General features: G+C 62.7%; 12 protein-coding genes. All 12 read right to left on the reverse strand.

Annotation, left to right across the window (positions count from 1 at the left end):
- Positions 1–9 precede the first annotated feature (9 nt).
- The 12 genes from AB1402_04240 to ilvN all read right to left on the reverse strand — a co-directional run bounded on the left by AB1402_04240 (position 10) and on the right by ilvN (position 17733).
- Positions 10–1881, reverse strand: coding sequence for a TnsD family transposase (locus tag AB1402_04240; protein ID MEW6540809.1), 1872 nt, complete (start codon positions 1879–1881; stop codon positions 10–12).
- Between the two features lie 13 nt (positions 1882–1894).
- Positions 1895–3604 carry an ATP-binding protein gene (locus AB1402_04245; GenBank protein MEW6540810.1) on the reverse strand — a complete coding sequence of 570 codons (1710 nt, stop codon included), beginning with the start codon at positions 3602–3604 and terminating at the stop codon, positions 1895–1897.
- On the reverse strand, positions 3604–5811 hold the full coding sequence (locus AB1402_04250) for a Mu transposase C-terminal domain-containing protein (GenBank protein ID MEW6540811.1): 2208 nt from the start codon (positions 5809–5811) through the stop codon (positions 3604–3606). The genes AB1402_04245 and AB1402_04250 overlap by 1 nt, the downstream gene beginning before the upstream one ends.
- Positions 5808–6470 (reverse strand): TnsA endonuclease N-terminal domain-containing protein, encoded by a 663-nt coding sequence (locus tag AB1402_04255; protein MEW6540812.1) that lies wholly within the window; start codon positions 6468–6470, stop codon positions 5808–5810. The genes AB1402_04250 and AB1402_04255 overlap by 4 nt, the downstream gene beginning before the upstream one ends.
- A gap of 341 nt (positions 6471–6811) precedes the next feature.
- A complete protein-coding gene (gene glmS, locus AB1402_04260) occupies positions 6812–8641 on the reverse strand; it encodes a glutamine--fructose-6-phosphate transaminase (isomerizing) (protein ID MEW6540813.1) in 1830 nt (609 codons plus the stop codon).
- A 433-nt stretch (positions 8642–9074) separates the two neighbouring features.
- On the reverse strand, positions 9075–10574 hold the full coding sequence (locus tag AB1402_04265) for a phosphoglucosamine mutase (protein ID MEW6540814.1): 1500 nt from the start codon (positions 10572–10574) through the stop codon (positions 9075–9077).
- Between the two features lie 160 nt (positions 10575–10734).
- On the reverse strand, positions 10735–12330 hold the full coding sequence (gene cimA, locus AB1402_04270; protein MEW6540815.1) for a citramalate synthase: 1596 nt from the start codon (positions 12328–12330) through the stop codon (positions 10735–10737).
- 34 nt (positions 12331–12364) lie between these two features.
- Positions 12365–12859, reverse strand: coding sequence for a 3-isopropylmalate dehydratase small subunit (gene leuD / locus AB1402_04275; GenBank protein MEW6540816.1), 495 nt, complete (start codon positions 12857–12859; stop codon positions 12365–12367).
- 2 nt (positions 12860–12861) lie between these two features.
- Positions 12862–14124: a 3-isopropylmalate dehydratase large subunit gene (gene leuC, locus AB1402_04280; GenBank protein MEW6540817.1), complete on the reverse strand. Its 1263-nt coding sequence runs from the start codon at positions 14122–14124 to the stop codon at positions 12862–12864.
- Between the two features lie 342 nt (positions 14125–14466).
- Complete coding sequence (locus AB1402_04285) at positions 14467–15996, reverse strand: 2-isopropylmalate synthase (GenBank protein MEW6540818.1); 1530 nt, start codon at positions 15994–15996, stop codon at positions 14467–14469.
- Positions 15997–16026: 30 nt separating this feature from the next.
- A complete protein-coding gene (gene ilvC, locus AB1402_04290) occupies positions 16027–17019 on the reverse strand; it encodes a ketol-acid reductoisomerase (protein MEW6540819.1) in 993 nt (330 codons plus the stop codon).
- A gap of 216 nt (positions 17020–17235) precedes the next feature.
- Entirely contained in the window at positions 17236–17733 is a 498-nt protein-coding gene (gene ilvN / locus AB1402_04295; protein MEW6540820.1) for an acetolactate synthase small subunit, read from the reverse strand.
- Positions 17734–17749: the final 16 nt, after the last annotated feature.

Below are 17749 nucleotides of genomic sequence, written 5' to 3' on the forward strand. Positions count from 1 at the left end.
GTAACGAGATCAGTACTCCTTGCCCACCTCGGCATAGATTTCTTCCGCCACCCGGAGGGAATATCCCGGGCGGAGGCCCGCTTCGCGGACGATCTTCCAGGGACGCACCAATTCACCGCGGTCCCGTAATTGCGCTGCGGCACACCTTATCCGGCGGATTTGGAAATCTTCTTCTGTTTCGATAAGGTGGTCAAGAACAGCCCTCGTTTTCGGAAGCTTCGACAGATGCCTTTGCAGCAAGGCCAACTTCCCTGTTTTCTTCCCAATGGCACTGACCGTCAGGCGCGTTGGCTTACCCGATTGTTGTTTCATTTCCGCCGCGGCCCTGGTCACCAGTGCGGCCAGTTCCGTATCGCGTTTTTGCCAGTCTACGCGCCGATCATCACCCTTTTTCGGTGCCGGTGCCGGTGAGTACTCGTCCAGCCAAAGCCGGTCATAGCGGTAAAGCCAGGCATAGTCCGCCGGGGCAATACGCCTTAGTTCGGTCTTCGTCTTCTCTGGGAATTTCTCCATTAGTGCCAGCCAGCAGGTCCGGTAATCATTTATTTCGCCCATCCGGGCACCGGGAACTGGATTTTGATCCGGCCGGCTTTTGCCGTTACCTATCAGCCGTTGCAGGTGTCTTTTTACGGTAAGCGGGTCAACATTGAGCTTGCGCGCTACGGCCTTTGGTTTTTGCTTCCCGGTTACCGCCAGACGGATGAGTTCCTCCTCCCAGACCGGACCGAAGGACTTGATGCGCCCGATATGATAGCAGTCGTTTTCGGACCGGTCCGGCCCCCGACGTGCGTAGGTGAAACCGCATGCACAGGTGAAGGTTCCGACCGGCAGTCCTGTTTTATAGTCCCACGTAACGGTACACCTCCTGACCACCGCCCGCCGGTAGTGTGGGGCGGCGGCATTCAGGCAGGGCCAGGGCCCGCGGCCAAAGGGGCGTTGTTGCTCCTTCTTTCCCATCAGGAATTCTTCCGGTGTCAAGCCCAGAAATCTGATGAACAAGAGGTGTCGGACGGGGTGTGTGGTGGTGCGCGGCTCGCGCAACAACTTGTTTAACCAGTTCTCATTTTGGCTATAATCAATGGCACTATCCATCTCGGCCAGGAAATCCGGACCGTAGAAGCTGTGAAAAGCTTCCATCAACTCCCGCTGCCTGATCCGGCCCGTATAGGTGGCCAGATTCTTCTTCTGCAGGTGACAGATGTACCGTTCACGCAGTTCGGCCAGCCCGTGCACCGGTACCTCGTGATTGAGCAGCCAGTGCACAGACCCGGCCAGGGCAAGATAATGTGCGGCATTAACTCCGATAACGGCCTCGGCCGACTCCCTGGCCGGATCACTGTCCAAAGGATGAAAGGCGTGCTTGTTCGGCTGGCAAGAGACCGCCACATTGCTGTCGCCCAACCAGACGCGGTGCACTGGGCAGACCCGGGCCCCAAAAACCTGGTGGGTTCGGTGCCAGTATGGTTCCCCGTACCGTTCAGTATCCGCCCGGAGACATGCGGGACAATAGCGGAGAAACCTTGGCGAAGTGAGGCTGCTGGCCATGATGCCGATGGTGATGTGGATTTTCCCGCCCTCCGTGCCGTCCTTCATTAATTGCCTGATCCGGGCGGCCCGTTTCTGCGGCAGGAAAGGACGGTACAGTGGAAACAGCGTATGTTTTTCAATGATGCGATCCGGCGTATTCAACGAGCCGGGTGGAAGCCGGTCATAGAGCGCCTGCAGCCGGTTGGGCAGATCGGCGATGGCGCAAGCCGTCCGGGAACCGAAAAGATCATGCACGGTGTCTTTGTAACCCGCATTCCGGCTCCACACGTGGTAACGGGCCAAAGCACTGTAAAGAAGCTCATCCGGATAAAGGGCCGGGAAAAAAGGCAGCATCAAACTCACCTCCCTAAACAGCCAGGAATTCGTCCACCGGTTTGATTACGCCCGCTTCCTTCAAGGCTTCATAAGCGGGAAAGCCTTTCTTTTTCCCTTGCGCGGCAATTTCCCTCAGATCGCCGGAAAGGGAAGCCGTGGGCGGTTTCCGCTTGCGGCCGCTTCCGGACGGTGCCTTCGCCCAGGGGTGGTCATCCTTTTTCTCAGCGGACTTGTTCGTGGCCAGCAAAAAGGCTTCTTGCATGGCCGACTTTAAATCCCTTGCGCTTCCGTGGCGGTCCAGGGCTTGTACGGCACACGCGCGGGCAATGCGGGGTGCAAAACCAGCCTCCACCAACCAATTGGCAATCCGGACCGGATTTGAATCGGGACCGTCACCGGCAGCGTTTTGCTCAGCCTTTCTTTGGTTGCGCAAGGTATTCAGCGTTCCCTCAATAGTCACCCGTTGATTCGCTTGTTGAAAGTATTCGTCCAGGTTCGCAATCGGAGGGTGAATATCCATGATGGTGCTGAGTTTCTGATAATCCTTCCGCCGTAGCGCTTCGAGAATCGTCTTAACCGACTGCAGGCACTCGGCGGCGGCCTTTCGAATCGACCCCGGAGTGATGGTTTCGTCTTCGCCTCCGATTACGCTCCACTGGGTGATCATATACAGCTTAACGGCAATGTCCACGATTCCCTGCGATTCGTCATATAAAGCCTGGCTGAGCGCCGACGTGAGCGGTGTGGGAATATTGGTCCACTGGTAATCCCATAAACCATCGATGAAGAAATCCCAGATTTCATCCTTGGCAAAATGAGACCAGATCAGATCTCCCTGTCCGGAGCCTCTACGGGCTGAGGCAAACTCCCGGGTAACCAGCGGGAGCGCCTTGAATGTGCCCACAAGTACCACCGGAACTCCGATGGTATTGGCCAACTGCACGAAAAAGTTCAGCATCTTGGCGGCGCCGCCGCTTTTCGCCTCACTCAGCCGCTGAATCTCATCAACCACAAGTACGCCCAGGCCTAAAACGGCCGCCAAGTAGGCCATGTTCGGTATCAGTTCGTCCACCGTCCGGCGGCTGTTGCCAAACTTCTGGTAATAGCGCGTTTCGAGAATCTGGTCGATGGCCTGGAAGAAATTCAGGCAAAGTCCCTTCAGCGAACCGTCGTACGGGCATTCCAACTTGAGCCAGACCAACTGCGCACGGTCGAAGCTGTGTCCGTTGTACTCGGTATGGACAATTACCTGGGGATAAAGAGACAGTACGCTTTCCACCGCCGTGGACTTGCCCACCCCGCTGGTCCCAATGATGTGGAAGCCGGCCGCCGTGGAACGGATGACCGGCGTGTAGTTATCATCCGCCGGACCCCAGTCAATGCCGGGAAACCCCGCTCTGATCTGTTTCTTCCACTCCGCCGAAATCGGGTTGCGCGCCAAATAACCATTGCGGATCATCCGGGAAAAACGGCGTTCCAACTCCGTGTGAATGGGTAAGGGTTCCATATAATTGGCAATCGACTGCACCGCCTGGAGGCGGGCTTCAGCCGGCCACCGGCGTTCAGCTTCATCATACTTGGGTCTGCGGCGCATACGTCTGGCCGCGGTATCGGACGTATAAACCGGTGGCAGGGCCTCGATGAATGGGTTATGCTGATAGACCGCCTCCATGCTTGGACCGTAATTCGCGGGAATCCGGTTGCCGACAAAAATGTGGCCCCCGCACAGCCTTTCGACCATTACTGATCACCTCTTTCCTTACGCAGGCGCTTTAGCATTTCAAAATCCTTCTCACGCCAGGACGAGTTCTTCTCGCCCGCTCCATTTTCCGTCCGGGGAGGCTCATGAGATTTAATCTCACTTCCGGGAGCCTTGTCCTTGTCGTTCAAGATCCACGCTTCTTCCTGACGGATCTGCTCCTTTTCCTCCGCCCTATTCCGGCGGATGTTCTTAATGCGCTGCCGGTTGCTGGCCCCGCCGGAACCGGCAGCCTCCGTTTGTTCTTTGGCCTCCGCCACCACCGCCTTGATGCGGGCGTTCAGTTCCGCCTTGGACTGCATCTCGTCGGTGGCATGCAGCGCGTGCTGCATTCGTTCCAATTCCTGCAACTCCAAGACTTCCTCCAGGCGCCGCCCCTTGTACAGTTCTTGGGTTTTCAACAACCGGCACGGTTCGATTTCCCTTCCATCCCGTGGACATAGATAGATAACATCCGTACTCCGTGGATCAAAACTGACGGGAACGGTCCACTGACCATACACGCGCGCCTTTTCAAACCACTGTTCCAACAGAGCCCGCTCGCAACTGTAATACATTCCCTTGAAACGAATTCCCTTGGGAGTGACAGCCGCCTGATCTCTGGGCATCAAACTCAGCCGGACAATGTCCGGTGCCACTTCCCTCAAGTGACCGCTCCGGTTGGCTATCCCCCAATTCCATAACTCGATGGGGATCGGTTCGACCCCTTCGCTAACCATAAAATCATCCCGCGGGTACCACTCCATGCGGTGGTGCAGGTTGTATTGCAGCGCCGTGTAGATCATGATTTTCGTAAACTGATGCAAGTCCAGCGTGGCGTCTAACCGGTAGTCCCTTTCGCCCCGTTCGCGGAACCGCTCCCTGACCGCGCCGGGAAGCCAGTGAATCACCTTTAGATCGTCCAGGCGGAAGTGTTGCTCGACGATGCCCTTCCAGTCGGCGCGATACGGCGGAGTATTGGCCATGGTGATGTTCAGGGAGTCTACCAGGTGATCCGCATTGATCCCCTCCAATTCCCCCCGGTCGGCAAGGATCGCTTCGGGCAGGTGGCGGCAAGGCCATTCCTCCGGCGAAATTTCAATCCCGTATTCCGCACAGAAGGACACCTTGTCGGCAGCAGCGTTCGCCAGGGCCATCATTGCGCCAACCCAACTGGGTCCTTCCAGCCCGATATAGAGTCCGGCCACCATCCGGCTCAAGACATCAATCACCACGTATAGCACCGGTTTGCCGATAATCTGCGACCGGTTGAAACTGCTGACGAGGTAAACACTGACGATGGTGGCGTCAATTTGATAAAGGGAACCGGGACCGAAGGCCATTTGGGTTGAGTTGCCCAAAACGGCTCTTTTCCGGAGGGCGAAGCCCCGTTCCCCCTCCCGGGCGGTGATGGACTTGCGCAAATCCAGCTCTTTGGAATACCAGTACCGGTATTGTCCAAAAGTAGGCAGTTCGTTTGCGGGTGGCAGGATGGGGATCTGGACACCTTCATCCTCACGGAAACCGACGCTGAAGAATTTTTCAATCATCTGCTGGTAGGCCCGGGTGAGCGGAGCCTTGTCCTTATTGTTGTAGAACATCTTCGTCCCGGCCCGGAAGATTCTCTTTATGTCTTCATCGATATTTACACCGATCCTATCCCCATCCAACTTGACAATCTTGGGCGGCCGGCCCCGTTTTGCGCTTTTATCACTGATTTTGCGCTCGCGGCCGGGAGCACCGCAACGGTCATACGCGGGAAGCAGGGCGTTTTTTGTTTTTCCCCCGGCCCAATAGCGGCGCAGATATTTGTAGACCGTCCCCTTGTGGACACCGAAGCGCTCCGCCGTCTCCGCCACCAGGCGTCCGCGCCTCTCATCCCGGTAAATGTCCGGTTCATCCTCCACCAGATCCTTGATCATCTCCCAGGCGCGATCCCTGCGCTCACGGTGTTTCTGCAGGATTTCCGCCTCGGCGGTGATCAGCCCGGAATAGGGGTCCACCGTCCGTTTGACGGCTTCTCCATCGGCCATGGCCCTTTCGATATCCCGGGCGTCTTTCCAGAGGGGCAGGGCCTTGGGATTGAAAAGCGGCATCACCACTACTTGTTTACCGGTGGCATCAAGCCAGAGAACGCGTTCCAAAACAAATGTGTTTTCATCAATGCCCAGCCATTCGATTATTGAGTTTATAACTATGACCCCCGTCATGCGGAATCACCTGCCTGATTAATCTTCATGTAGGATCGAGTGACGGCCAAAGGTTTGCCCGTATCTATGACCGTGTTCATGTCCACCAGCCAGTACCGGTTGGCGATCAGGTGTCTTACCACCCACAAGCTGCTTCCCGGTTCCAAGCCCAACTGCTCGTCCACCGCCAGAGCCGCGTGGGCCAAGGGGTTCCTCCTTCGCTCCATCTGTTTGGAAAGCCCGTGTTCAATCTGACCGAGGATATGCGGACTGATGTCCGGTGCACTGGACAAGTCCCTGGCCTTATGGACCCACCGTACATTGGCGGCCAATGGCTCCGGGATCTCGTTTTCGGTAACAATCCCCCAATCCATCCCTTGCTCCTGCCACCAGGTTCGCTCGATTTCCAGCTTTTCCAGCGCCCGCCTGGAATTCAGATCCTTGGCCATCTTGACGGTGCGCGCCCTTAACTCGGTTCCACCCGCCGTACAAACATCGATCACAAAGTCCGTCGTCATCACGGCCGCCTCTTTGGTCTTGGGATCTGTGGGATGCTTGATCTGCAAACGCCCGGCAATCTCCAGGGTTTGGTCAAGCGGCAAAGGATATTGCTCCCGGATATCCGTAACGGCCGGAGACCATTCCAGGGTGTAGAAATATTTCAGCTCCAATTGAGACAAAAAATGATGTACCCTCCCGGTCTTCCAGCCCAATTCACGGGTGGAGAGACCTCGGGAGGATACATCCCGGATAGTCAGCCAGGGAAGGTATCCGCTACCGTGGCCTTGACCGCGGCCCTCCCTGGTCATCCTTTCAATCTTAGCCGGTGTGGTGGTTCGCTTTCGTTTGGCCATGGGAAATCAGCCTCTTTTTCCCTTTTAGCCTATTATACACCACCATGTCCGGCTAGTCTACAACTTTATTTTCATAGTCTACGACTTTATTACGTAGTCTACAACTTTATTTTCACAGTCTACAACTTTATTTTACATAGACACCAGGTGTACACCCTTGCCTACTGCTACTCCACCGTCACGCTCTTGGCCAGGTTGCGTGGTTTGTCGACGGAGCAGCCCCGGTATACGGCGGCGTAGTAGGCGAAGAGCTGGAGCGGGACCACCGCCAGGATGGGCGCCAGGACCGGGTGGGTGGGCGGCAGGTAGAGGCGGAAATCACCCAGCTCCTCGCTGTCGTGGTCGCCCTGGAAGGTCAGGGTGACCACCTCGGCGCCGCGCGCCTTCACTTCCTTGATGTTGCTCAACGTCTTCTCGAAGAGCTCCGGCTGGGTGGCCAGGGCGATCACCGGGATGCCCTCGGTGATCAGGGCCAGGGTGCCGTGTTTGAGTTCGCCGGCGGCGTAAGCCTCGGCGTGGATGTACGAGATTTCCTTGAGTTTTAAGCTCCCCTCCATGGCCACCGCGTAGTCCAGGCCGCGGCCGATAAAGAACAGGCAGTGCCGCTGGTGGTAGCGCCGCGCCAGGGCGGCGATCTCCTCCGCGCCGGCCAGGATCTGGCCCACGCCGTGGTGGAGTTCGCGCAGGGCCCGCAGGAGGTCCTCGCGCTCCTCGCCGGGCAGGGTGCCGCGCTCTCCGGCCAGCCAGACGGCCAGCAGGTAGAAGGCGGCGAGCTGGGTGACGTAGGCCTTGGTGGAAGCCACGGCGATTTCGGGGCCGGCCCAGGTGTAGAGCACGCTGTCGGCCTCGCGCGCGATGGAGCTGCCGACCACGTTGGTGATCGCCACGACCCGCGCGCCGCGGCTTTTCGCCTCGCGTAGCGCCGCCCGGGTGTCGGCGGTCTCGCCGGACTGGCTGACCACCACCACCAGGTCCCCCGGCCCGATGAGCGGGTCGCGGTAACGGAACTCGGAGGCGATGTCCACCTCCACCGGCAGGCGGACCAGTTTCTCGATGATGTATTTCCCGACCACGCCGGCGTGGAAGGCCGTACCGCACGCGGTCACGAAGACCTTCTTCAAGCCTTTGGCGAACCCGGGCTCGAAGTTCAGCTCCTCCAGCACGGCACGCCGGCAGTCGTCGTCGATCCGGCCGCGCAGGGTGTCGCGGAGTGAGCGCGGCTGTTCAAAAATCTCTTTGAGCATGAAGTGGTCGTAGCCGGCTTTCTCGGCCTGTTCGGCCTCCCAATGGACCTGGAAGATCTCCCTGTTCAGCGGCCGGCCGTGGAAATCGGAGATCCGCACCCCGTCCGGGGTGATTTCAGCGACGTCGCCGTCGTTCAAGAGGTGGGTGTCCCGCGTGTAGGCCAGCAGCGCCGGGATGTCGGAGGCGATGAAGTTCTCGCGCTCGCCCACGCCGATGACCAGCGGGCTGTCCTGGCGGGCGGTGACCAGCCGCTGGGGCTCGTCGACGGTGAGCGCCAGGAGCGCGAAGCTCCCCTCCAGCCACTCCAGGGCCTCCAGCACGGCCCGGTACAGGTCGCCGCGGTAGAACTGCTCGATCAGGTGGGGCAGCACCTCGGTGTCGGTGTCCGAACGGAACGCGTGCCCCTCGGCTTTGAGCCGGCTCCGCAGGCGGTGGTAGTTCTCGATGATCCCGTTGTGCACCACGGCGATCCGCCCGGTGCAGTCGGTGTGGGGGTGGGCGTTGAGGTCGGTGGGCGCGCCGTGCGTCGCCCAGCGGGTGTGCCCGATGCCGGACGTGGCCTCGAACCGGAACTCGGCGAGGGCCCGCACCAAGACGTCCAGGGTGCCTGCCCGCTTCTCCACGGTGAGGCCGCCGTTTTGGGGCACCACAATGCCCGCCGAGTCGTACCCGCGGTATTCCAAGCGCCGCAGCCCGTCGATCAGGACGGGCACGGCCTGCTGGTGGCCGGTGTAACCAACAATTCCGCACATCGCTAAAATCCTCCTGTTGTCTCTATGTTGTCTCTAAAGAAATGGACAAGGACCGGCAACAAAGCGCGGTCCTAAAAGCCGGGCCGCCCCGCCCGCCGCAGAAAAGCGCGTTCAAGAACGCCCCGTCCCCCGGCCCGCAAGCGGTCGATCACTCTCGGGATTAATTGCCTTAAAGGTCACCGGGCGCTTTTGTCCCGCGGGTCGCCCCGCGGTTTTGTGGCGCCGTTCACGGCCGTGACCCGAAGCCGGGAGGCATCCGCCGAATCCTTCGATGAACCTCCCCCTCGTCAACCCCCTTGCCCTGCCGGCGCGCGCTCCACAGTCAAACGTGGCACGGCGCGGGGCACACGGCACGGGGGTCCTGGCGCTGGCTTTATGCAACTGTCCTGCCGATTGCCCGTCAATCGGCCGGTTGGTTTGCGTTTAAGTACTTCTATCCCGCCTGCTGCCGGTCGATCTCGGCAACGACCCGGACCAGCTCTTCCACCACCTTTGTCAAGAGGGCTTCGTTCCGCGCCTCGGCCATGACCCGCACCAGTGGCTCGGTGCCCGACGGCCGGACCAGGATGCGCCCCTCACCGTTTAAGCCGTGTTCGTAGCGGGCGATGGCCTCCCGCAGCACCGGGCTCGCCATCACCGCGTTCCGGTCCCGCACGCGCACGTTCTCCAGGAGTTGGGGCAGCCGCTCCATCTGGGCGGCCAGCTCCGACAGGGGCCGGCCGGTCTCCCGCATCACCTTCATGAGCTGCAGGGCGGTGATGATCCCGTCCCCGGTGGTGTTGTACTCGGTGAAGATGATGTGGCCCGACTGCTCCCCGCCCAGGCAGCAACCCGACCGGAGCATTTCCTCTAAGACGTACCGGTCCCCTACTTTGGTTTGCAGCACCCGGATGCCGGCCTCGCGCAGGGCCAGGTGCAGCCCGAGGTTGCTCATCACCGTGACCACCATCGTGTTCCCGGCCAGGCGCCCGTGCCGGCGCATGTGCCGGCCGCAGATGACCAGCAGGTGGTCGCCGTCCACCAGGCGCCCCCGCTCGTCGACCGCGATCAGCCGGTCGGCGTCGCCGTCGAAGGCAAGGCCCAAGTCCGCCCCCTCCGCCACGACCGCCGCCTGCAGCGCGTGCGGGTGGGTGGAGCCGCAGCCCGCGTTGATGTTGGTGCCGTCCGGGGTAGCAAACAGCGGGACGACGCTCGCGCCGAGGCGGCCCAGCACCTGGGGCGCCACCTGGTAGGCGGCCCCGTTGGCGCAGTCGACCGCGACTTTGAGCCCGGCAAGGTCGGACGGCCCGGTCCCGCAGGCGAAGCGCACGTAGCGCTCCACGGCGTCGGGGAGCTTGCGCACCCGGCCGACGCCGATGCCGGTGGGGGTGGGCAGAGTGTCGCCGTTGCCGCACGCGCCGCTAATGCCACCGTTGCCGCACGCGCCGCTGGCACCGACCGTCAGGCTGGTGCCGCCGTTGCTGCACGTGTCGCTGGTGTCGCACGCGCCGCCTGTGCCGCCCGCGAGGCCCTTGCCGCTGGTGCCGCCGCCCGCGGCCAGGACCAACTGCTCGATGCGGTCCTCCAGCCGATCGGGCAACTTGTAGCCGTTCGCCCCGAAAAACTTGATGCCGTTGTCCTCGTACGGGTTGTGGGACGCCGAGATCACCACGCCGCCGCCGGCCTCCGGGACCCGCGCCAGGTAGGCGACGGCCGGGGTGGGCAGCACCCCCACCCGGATGACGTCCACGCCCACCGAGCAGATGCCGGCGACCAGAGCGGCCTCCAGCATGTCCCCGGAGAGCCGGGTGTCCCGCCCGATGACCAGCGCCCGCGCGCCGGTCTCCTCCCGGAGCACACAGGCGCCCACCCGGCCCAGCCTGAAGGCCAGTTCGGGCGAGAGTTCCCGGTTGGCGAGGCCGCGCACCCCGTCAGTGCCAAAAAGCACGCCCATTGGTGACAAACGCCCCCATAAATGTCAACTACTCTATCTTTATCACACATTCCGGGCCCTTTCAAGGTCCCGTTCATTTTTTGCGTGGTCCCTACTATGGTATGCGGCGGCGCGCGCCCGCGTCCGGGTTCGGACAAGGCCTAATAATGGTAAAGGCGCCCTACGGCGCCGCCTGGGCGTCGGTGGTGCTGTTTTCCTTGAGCTTCAGGATCCCGTAGGCGAAGCTGTCTGCCAGGGCCTGCCAGCTGGCCTCGATGATGTTGGGAGAAACCCCCACCGTGCCCCAGGATTTCCGGCCGTCCCCGGTCTCGATCAGCACCCGGACCACCGCCTGGGTGCCCTCTTTCTCGTCCAGGACGCGCACCTTGAAGTCGTGGAGCCGCATGTTCTTGATGCCCGGGTAGAACTGCTCCAGCGCCTTGCGCAGGGCGGCGTCGAGCGCGTTCACCGGGCCGTTCCCTTCGGCGGCGGTGTGCACCACCTGGTCGTTGACGCGGAGCTTGATGATCGCCTCGCTGTACACGTGCCCCTCGTCCCGGAGTTCGGTCAGGATGCGCATGGTCTCCAGCCAAAAGGGTTTGTGGTAGCCGTTGTAGGCCTTGCGCATCAGGAGCTCGAAGGAACCCTCGGCGCCCTCGAACTGGAACCCCTGGTGCTCCAGGTCTTTAAGCTCGCTCAGGAGGCGGCGGTACTCGGCGCTGTCCCGCTCCAGCCCGAGGTTCAGCTCGCGGTACTTGTACACCAGGTTCGACAGGCCGGACAGCTCGGAGACCAGCACGCGCCGCTTGTTGCCCACGCTCTCGGGCGGGATGTGCTCGTAGGTCTGGCGGTCCTTCAGGAGGGCGTTCACGTGGATGCCGCCCTTGTGCGCGAAGGCGCTGGTGCCCACGAACGGCTGGCGGGACTCCGGGCTCTTGTTGGCCAGTTCCGACACGTACCGGGAGAGGTCGGTCAGGTAGACCAGGTTTTCCTCGGGGATGCAGGCGAAGCGCTTCTTGAACACCAGGTTCGGGATGACGGTGCAGAGGTCGACGTTGCCGCAGCGCTCGCCGTAGCCGTTGATGGTCCCCTGCACCTGAACGCAGCCGGCCTCCAGGGCCAGGATGGAGTTGGCCGCCGCCAGGCCGCCGTCGTTGTGGGCGTGGATGCCGAGCGGCACGTCCAGGGCCCCGCGGACGTAGGCGACGATTTCTTTCAGTTCGGTGGGCAGGGTGCCCCCGTTGGTGTCGCAGAGCACCACCATGTCGGCCCCGGCGTCCTGGGCGGCGCGCAGCACGGCCATGGCGTACTGGGGGTTCGCCCGGTAGCCGTCGAAGAAGTGCTCCGCGTCAAAGAGGACCTCCAGCCTGCGGCCCTTCAGGAAAGCCACCGAGTCGGCGACCATGGCCAGGTTTTCTTCAAGGGTCGTGCCGAGCGCCCGGTAGACGTGAAAGTCCCAGCTCTTGCCGAAGATGGTCGCCGTGTGCACGCCGGAGTCCAAAATGGCCAGGAGGTTGGTGTCCTGGTCGGCGGGGCGGCCCGCCTTGCGGGTGCTGCCGAAGGCCGCGATCTTGGCCTGGCGGAAGCGCTCGTCCCGGATCTGGCGGAAGTACTCCAGGTCCTTGGGGTTCGAGCCCGGCCAGCCGCCTTCCACGTAGTGAAAGCCCATCCGGTCGAGCCGGCGAGTGATCTTGATCTTGTCCTCCACCGAGAAGGCGACACCCTCGCCCTGGGTGCCGTCTCTAAGAGTCGTATCGTAGATCTGGATTGCGCTCACGTCGGTGACGCTCCTTACTTACAGCCAGTTTATGCTACTTGGCGAATTTCCGTCTCACGTGCTCGATCAGTCCCCCGGCGGCGATGATCTCCTGCATGAACGGGGGGATGGGCTTTGCCTCGAACGCGGCGCCGGTGGTCAGGTTCCTGATGGTGCCGACGGCGGCGTCCACCGCCACCCGGTCGCCGGGGCGGATGCCCTCGACGGCCGCCGGGCACTCCAGGATGGGGAGGCCGATGTTGAAGGCATTCCGGTAAAAGATGCGGGCGAAGGTGCGCGCGATCACGCAGGACACCCCGGCCCCCTTGATGGCCAGCGGCGCGTGCTCGCGCGAGCTGCCGCAGCCGAAGTTGTTGCCGCCGACGATGATGTCGCCGGGCTGCACCTGGTCGGCGAACGCCGGGTCGGCGTCCTCCATGCAGTGCTTGGCCAGTTCGGCCGGGTCGGAAGTGTTCAGGTAGCGCGCCGGGATGATAACGTCGGTGTCGATATTGTCGCCGAACTTCCAGGCGTTGCCTTCGAGCTGCATCGTTATACCACCTCTCCGGGATGGGCAATGCGGCCGAGTACCGCCGAGGCGGCCGCCACTGCCGGGTTGGTCAGGTACACTTCGCTTTCGGGGTGGCCCATGCGGCCCACGAAGTTGCGGTTGGTGGTGGCCACCGCCCGCTCGCCGCGCGCCAGCACGCCCATATGCCCGCCCAGGCACGGGCCGCAGGTGGGGGTGCTCACCGCCGCGCCCGCCTGCACGAAGATGGACAGCAGGCCCTCCTCCAGCGCTTGGCGGTAGATCTCCTGGGTGCCGGGGAACACGATCAGGCGCACGTGGGGGTGCACCTGGCGGCGCTCCAGCACCCGGGCGGCGAGGCGCAGGTCGTCCATGCGGCCGTTGGTGCACGAGCCGATGACCACCTGGTCGATGTCCACGCGGCCGGCCTCGGTCACCGGCCGGGTGTTGTCCGGCGAGTGCGGGAAGGCCACCTGGGGTTCGAGTTTCGAGACGTCGTAGGTGACCGTGCGGGCGTAGGCCGCATCCGGGTCGCTGGCGAACAGCGCGAAGGGGCGGCGGGTCCGGCCGTGCACGTACTCCAGGGTCCGGAGGTCCGGCGCGATGATCCCGTTTTTCGCCCCGGCCTCGATGGCCATGTTCGCCATGGTAAACCGGCCGTCCATGGAGAGGTGCGCGATGGCGGGGCCGGTGAACTCCATGGCCTGGTAGAGCGCGCCCTCCACGCCGATGTCGCCGATGGTGTGGAGGATCAGGTCCTTGCCACCCACCCACTCGGGCAGCTCGCCCTCGTAGACGAACTTGACGGACTCGGGCACCTTGAACCAGGTCTCGCCCAGGGCCATGGCCGCGGCCAGGTCGGTGGAACCCACCCCGGTGGCGAAGGCGCCGAGCGCGCCGTAGGTGCAGGTGTGCGAGTCGGCCCCGATGACCACGTCGCCCGGGCCCACCAGGCCCTGCTCGGGCAGGAGGCAGTGCTCGATGCCCATGCGGCCGACCTCGAAGTAGTGGGTCAGGCCCTGGCGGCGGGCGAATTCCCGCATCTCCTTGGCCTGCTCGGCCGACTTGATGTCCTTGTTGGGCGTGAAGTGGTCGGGCACCAGGTACACCCGGTCCGGGTCGAACACGCGCTCGACCCCGATCTTCTCGAACTCGCGGATGGCGAGCGGCGCGGTGATGTCGTTGCCGAGGACGGCGTCCACCCGGGCGGAGATCAGTTCACCGGGCGCCACGCGGCCGCGGCCGGCGGCGCGGGCCAGAATCTTTTCCGTGATGGTCATACCCAAACAGCAACAACCTCCAAAAAGGGGGACTGTCCCCTTTTTCTTTTACCTGCCGAATATTTGCTTAACCCCCAAAAATAGGGGCCAGGCCCCTTCTTTACCCGGCGGTTGGCTAGACCTTAGCCAGATGTGATTCGCACCCACTATATGACGCGACCTTGCTCGGTCGCACGGACTGGCTCCATTTCCCGCAAGCAACTTTTCTTACCACGGCACAGTTGGCGCATAGGAAAACGGGGACTGGCTCCATTTCCCGCAAGCAGATTTCCTGTCTCCGCACAGTTGACGCATGGGAAATGATGCCTGTCCCCTTTCCCCGGTCAACCCGGATCAATGCTTCTTTTGTCAATCAAGTTTGCGCGTCTTTTCATCGTACACTATTTTGTTCATTATGTTAACGTAGGCCCGGGCGCTGGCTTCGAGCACGTCGGCGGACACGCCGCGGCCGGTGTAAACCCGGTGTTCCTCGTCGCGCATCTTCAGGGTCACGTTTGCCAGGGCGTCGGTGCCGCCGGTCACGGCGTCGATGACGTAGCTCACCAGAGAGTACTTGCGCCCCGTGGCCTTCTCGATGGCCTTGTAGGCCGCGTCCACCGGGCCGTTGCCACAGGCAGCCTCCTGGACGAACTCGCCGTCGACCAGGAGGCCGATCACCGCGGTGGGCTTCACCGTGGTCCCGCTGAAAACGTGCAGGTAGTCGAGTTCGTAGGTCGCCGGTACCTGACGGATGGTCTCGTCCAGGATCGCCTCCAGGTCCTCGTCGGTGATCTGCTTCTTCGAGTCGGCCAACTCCTTGAACCGGACGAAAGCCCGGTTCAGTTCCTCCTCGCCCAGTTCAAAGCCCAACTCGGTCAGGCGCTGGCGGAAGGCGTGGCGCCCGGAGTGCTTGCCGAGCACCAGGTTGGACCGGGTGATGCCGACCGCGGTCGGGCAGATGATCTCGTAGGTGGTCCGCTCTTTTAAGACGCCGTCCTGGTGGATGCCGGACTCGTGCAGGAAGGCGTTCTTGCCGACGATGGCCTTGTTGAACTGGACCGGCATGCCGGTGAGCGTGCTCACCAGCTTGGAGGTCCGGTAGATTTCCTCGCACTGGACGCCGGTGATGAGGCCGTACTTCTCGCGGCGGGTGAACAGGCTCATCACCACTTCCTCGAGGGCGGCGTTGCCGGCCCGCTCGCCGATGCCGTTTACGGTGCACTCCACTTGGCGGGCGCCGTTGCGGACGGCGGCCAGGGAGTTCGCCACGGCCAAGCCGAGGTCGTTGTGGCAGTGTACGCTTACGACCACGTTCTCGATTCCGGGCGTGTGGTCCAGGACGTGCGCGATGAACGCCCCGAACTCGTCCGGCATGGCGTAGCCGACGGTGTCGGGGATGTTGACGGTGGTCGCCCCGGCGGCGATCACGGCGGCCAGCACCCGGCAGAGGTAGTCGGGGTCGGAGCGGAACGCGTCCTCGGCCGAGAACTCCACGTCCGCGGTGTACCCCTTCGCGCGGCGCACGGCTTCGACCGCCGTCTCCAGCACGGCCTCGCGGCTCATCCGCAGCTTGTGCTGCAGGTGGACGTCCGAGGTGGCGATGAAGGTGTGGATCCGGGGCTGCTCCGCCTCGCGCAGGGCTTCCCACGCGCGGTCGATGTCCGCGGCGTTCGCCCGGGCCAGCCCGGCCACGCTGACGCCCCGCACCTCGCGGGCCACCGCCTGGACGCCCTTGAAATCGCCGGGCGAGGCGAACGGAAATCCGGCCTCGATGATGTCGACGTTCAGCCTGGCTAATTGGTGGGCGATCTGGAGCTTTTCCCGGATGTTGAGGCTCACCCCCGGGGACTGCTCCCCGTCTCTCAAGGTCGTGTCAAAGATGTATACGCGCTCGCTCATATTTCCCACCCCCAAAAGTCGCACTTGAAGCTATTTGTCCTGGAGCCAGGGCATCATCTTGCGGAGTTCGGCGCCGACTTCCTCGATCAGGTGCTCGCGTTCGTTGCGGCGCATGGCCTTGAACGACGGTTGCCCGGCCTGGTTCTCCAGGATCCACTCCTTGGCGAAGATGCCGTTTTGGATGTCGGCCAGCACGGCGCGCATCTCCGCGCGCACGTCCTCGTTGATGATCCGCGGGCCGCTGACGTAGTCCCCGAACTCGGCGGTGTTGCTGACGTTGTTGCGCATTTTGGTCAGGCCGCCCTCGTTGATCAAATCCACGATGAGCTTCAGCTCGTGCAGGCACTCGAAGTAGGCGATCTCCGGGGAATAGCCCGCCTCGACCAGGGTTTCGAACCCGGCCTTGATCAGTTCGCTCACCCCGCCGCAGAGCACGCACTGCTCGCCGAAGAGGTCGGTCTCGGTCTCCTCCGCGAAGGTGGTCTCGAACACGCCGGCCCGGGTGCAGCCGATGCCCTTGGCGTAGGCCAGGGCCAACTCCTTCGCCCGCCCGCTCGGGTCCTGGTGGACCGCGATCAGGCCCGGCACGCCCTTCCCGTCCTGGTACAGCCGCCGGACCATGCGGCCCGGGCTCTTGGGCGCCACCATGAACACGTCGACGTCGGCCGGGGGCGTGATCTGCCCGAAGTGGATGTTGAAGCCGTGCGAGAACATGAGCGCCTTGCCCGCCGTCAGGTGCGGCGCGATGTCGGCCTTGAAGACCGCGGCTTGGTGTTCGTCCGGGATCAGGATTTGGATGATGTCGGCCGCGCGCGCGGCGTCGGCCACCGGCAGCACCCGCAGGCCGTCGGCCTCGGCCCGCGCCCAATTGGCGCTGCCCGGCCGCAGGCCCACCACCACCGGCACCCCGCTGTCGTGCAGGTTTTGCGCCTGGGCGTGCCCCTGGCTGCCGTAGCCGATCACGGCCACGGTCCGGGCCTGCAAAAGCTCCAGGCGGGCGTCCTCGTCGTAGTAGACCTTCATATGTTCCATGTGGTCGTCGTGCCTGTTGTCTCCGTTGTGTCCGTTGGCCATCAGGCTTGTTTCCTCCTGTAACAAAAGGTGAGTCTCAAGAGTCTCCTGCCAGGGGTTCCCCGGCAGCATTCCCCGGTAGGGGTCCCAGACAGGGATCGGTCAGTAGGGATCCCGTAGAATCCCTCGTGAGTTCTACAGGCACGGTCTGCCTGCAACCCCCGTCTCCTAGTCTTCCACCAAAACGGTCCGGATCCCCCGCTGCATGGCGACCTTCCCGGTGCGCACCAGTTCCATGATCCCGAAGGGCTTCAGGGCGTTCTCGATGGCGTTGATCTTGCCCTCGTCCCCGGTCACCTCGACGATGCTGGTGTACTCGCCCACGTCCACGATGCGGCCCCGGAAGATTTCGACGATCTGCATGATGTCCCCGCGGGTGCCGGAGTCGGCGTTCACCTTGATCAGCACCAGTTCCCGGTCGACGTGGGGTTCATCCGTGATGTCGTGCACCCGGATCACGTCCACCAGCTTGCGCAGTTGCTTGGTCACCTGCTCCAGCACAGCCTTCTCGCCTTCGACGACGATGGTCATCCGGGAGATGCCGGGGTCGTCGGTGCGGCTCACCGAGAGGCTGTCGATGTTATATCCGCGGCGGCTGAAAAGGCCGGCCACCCGCGCCAGGACCCCCGGGTTGTTTTCCACCAGGACCGAATAAGTGCTGCGCATTTTCTCCTACCCCCTC

Source organism: Bacillota bacterium (assembly GCA_040757205.1).
Taxonomy (GTDB): Bacteria; Bacillota; Desulfotomaculia; order Desulfotomaculales; family Desulforudaceae; genus Desulforudis.

Excerpts from the sequence above, each read along its gene's own strand:
- AB1402_04240 (MEW6540809.1), bottom strand. The coding sequence starts at position 1,881 with ATGCTGCCTTTTTTCCCGGCCCTTTATCCGGATGAGCTTCTTTACAGT.
- AB1402_04245 (MEW6540810.1), bottom strand. The coding sequence starts at position 3,604 with ATGGTCGAAAGGCTGTGCGGGGGCCACATTTTTGTCGGCAACCGGATT.
- AB1402_04250 (MEW6540811.1), bottom strand. The coding sequence starts at position 5,811 with ATGACGGGGGTCATAGTTATAAACTCAATAATCGAATGGCTGGGCATT.
- glmS (MEW6540813.1), bottom strand. The coding sequence starts at position 8,641 with ATGTGCGGAATTGTTGGTTACACCGGCCACCAGCAGGCCGTGCCCGTC.
- AB1402_04265 (MEW6540814.1), bottom strand. The coding sequence starts at position 10,574 with ATGGGCGTGCTTTTTGGCACTGACGGGGTGCGCGGCCTCGCCAACCGG.
- leuD (MEW6540816.1), bottom strand. The coding sequence starts at position 12,859 with ATGCAGCTCGAAGGCAACGCCTGGAAGTTCGGCGACAATATCGACACC.
- AB1402_04285 (MEW6540818.1), bottom strand. The coding sequence starts at position 15,996 with ATGAGCGAGCGCGTATACATCTTTGACACGACCTTGAGAGACGGGGAG.
- ilvC (MEW6540819.1), bottom strand. The coding sequence starts at position 17,019 with ATGAAGGTCTACTACGACGAGGACGCCCGCCTGGAGCTTTTGCAGGCC.
- ilvN (MEW6540820.1), bottom strand. The coding sequence starts at position 17,733 with ATGCGCAGCACTTATTCGGTCCTGGTGGAAAACAACCCGGGGGTCCTG.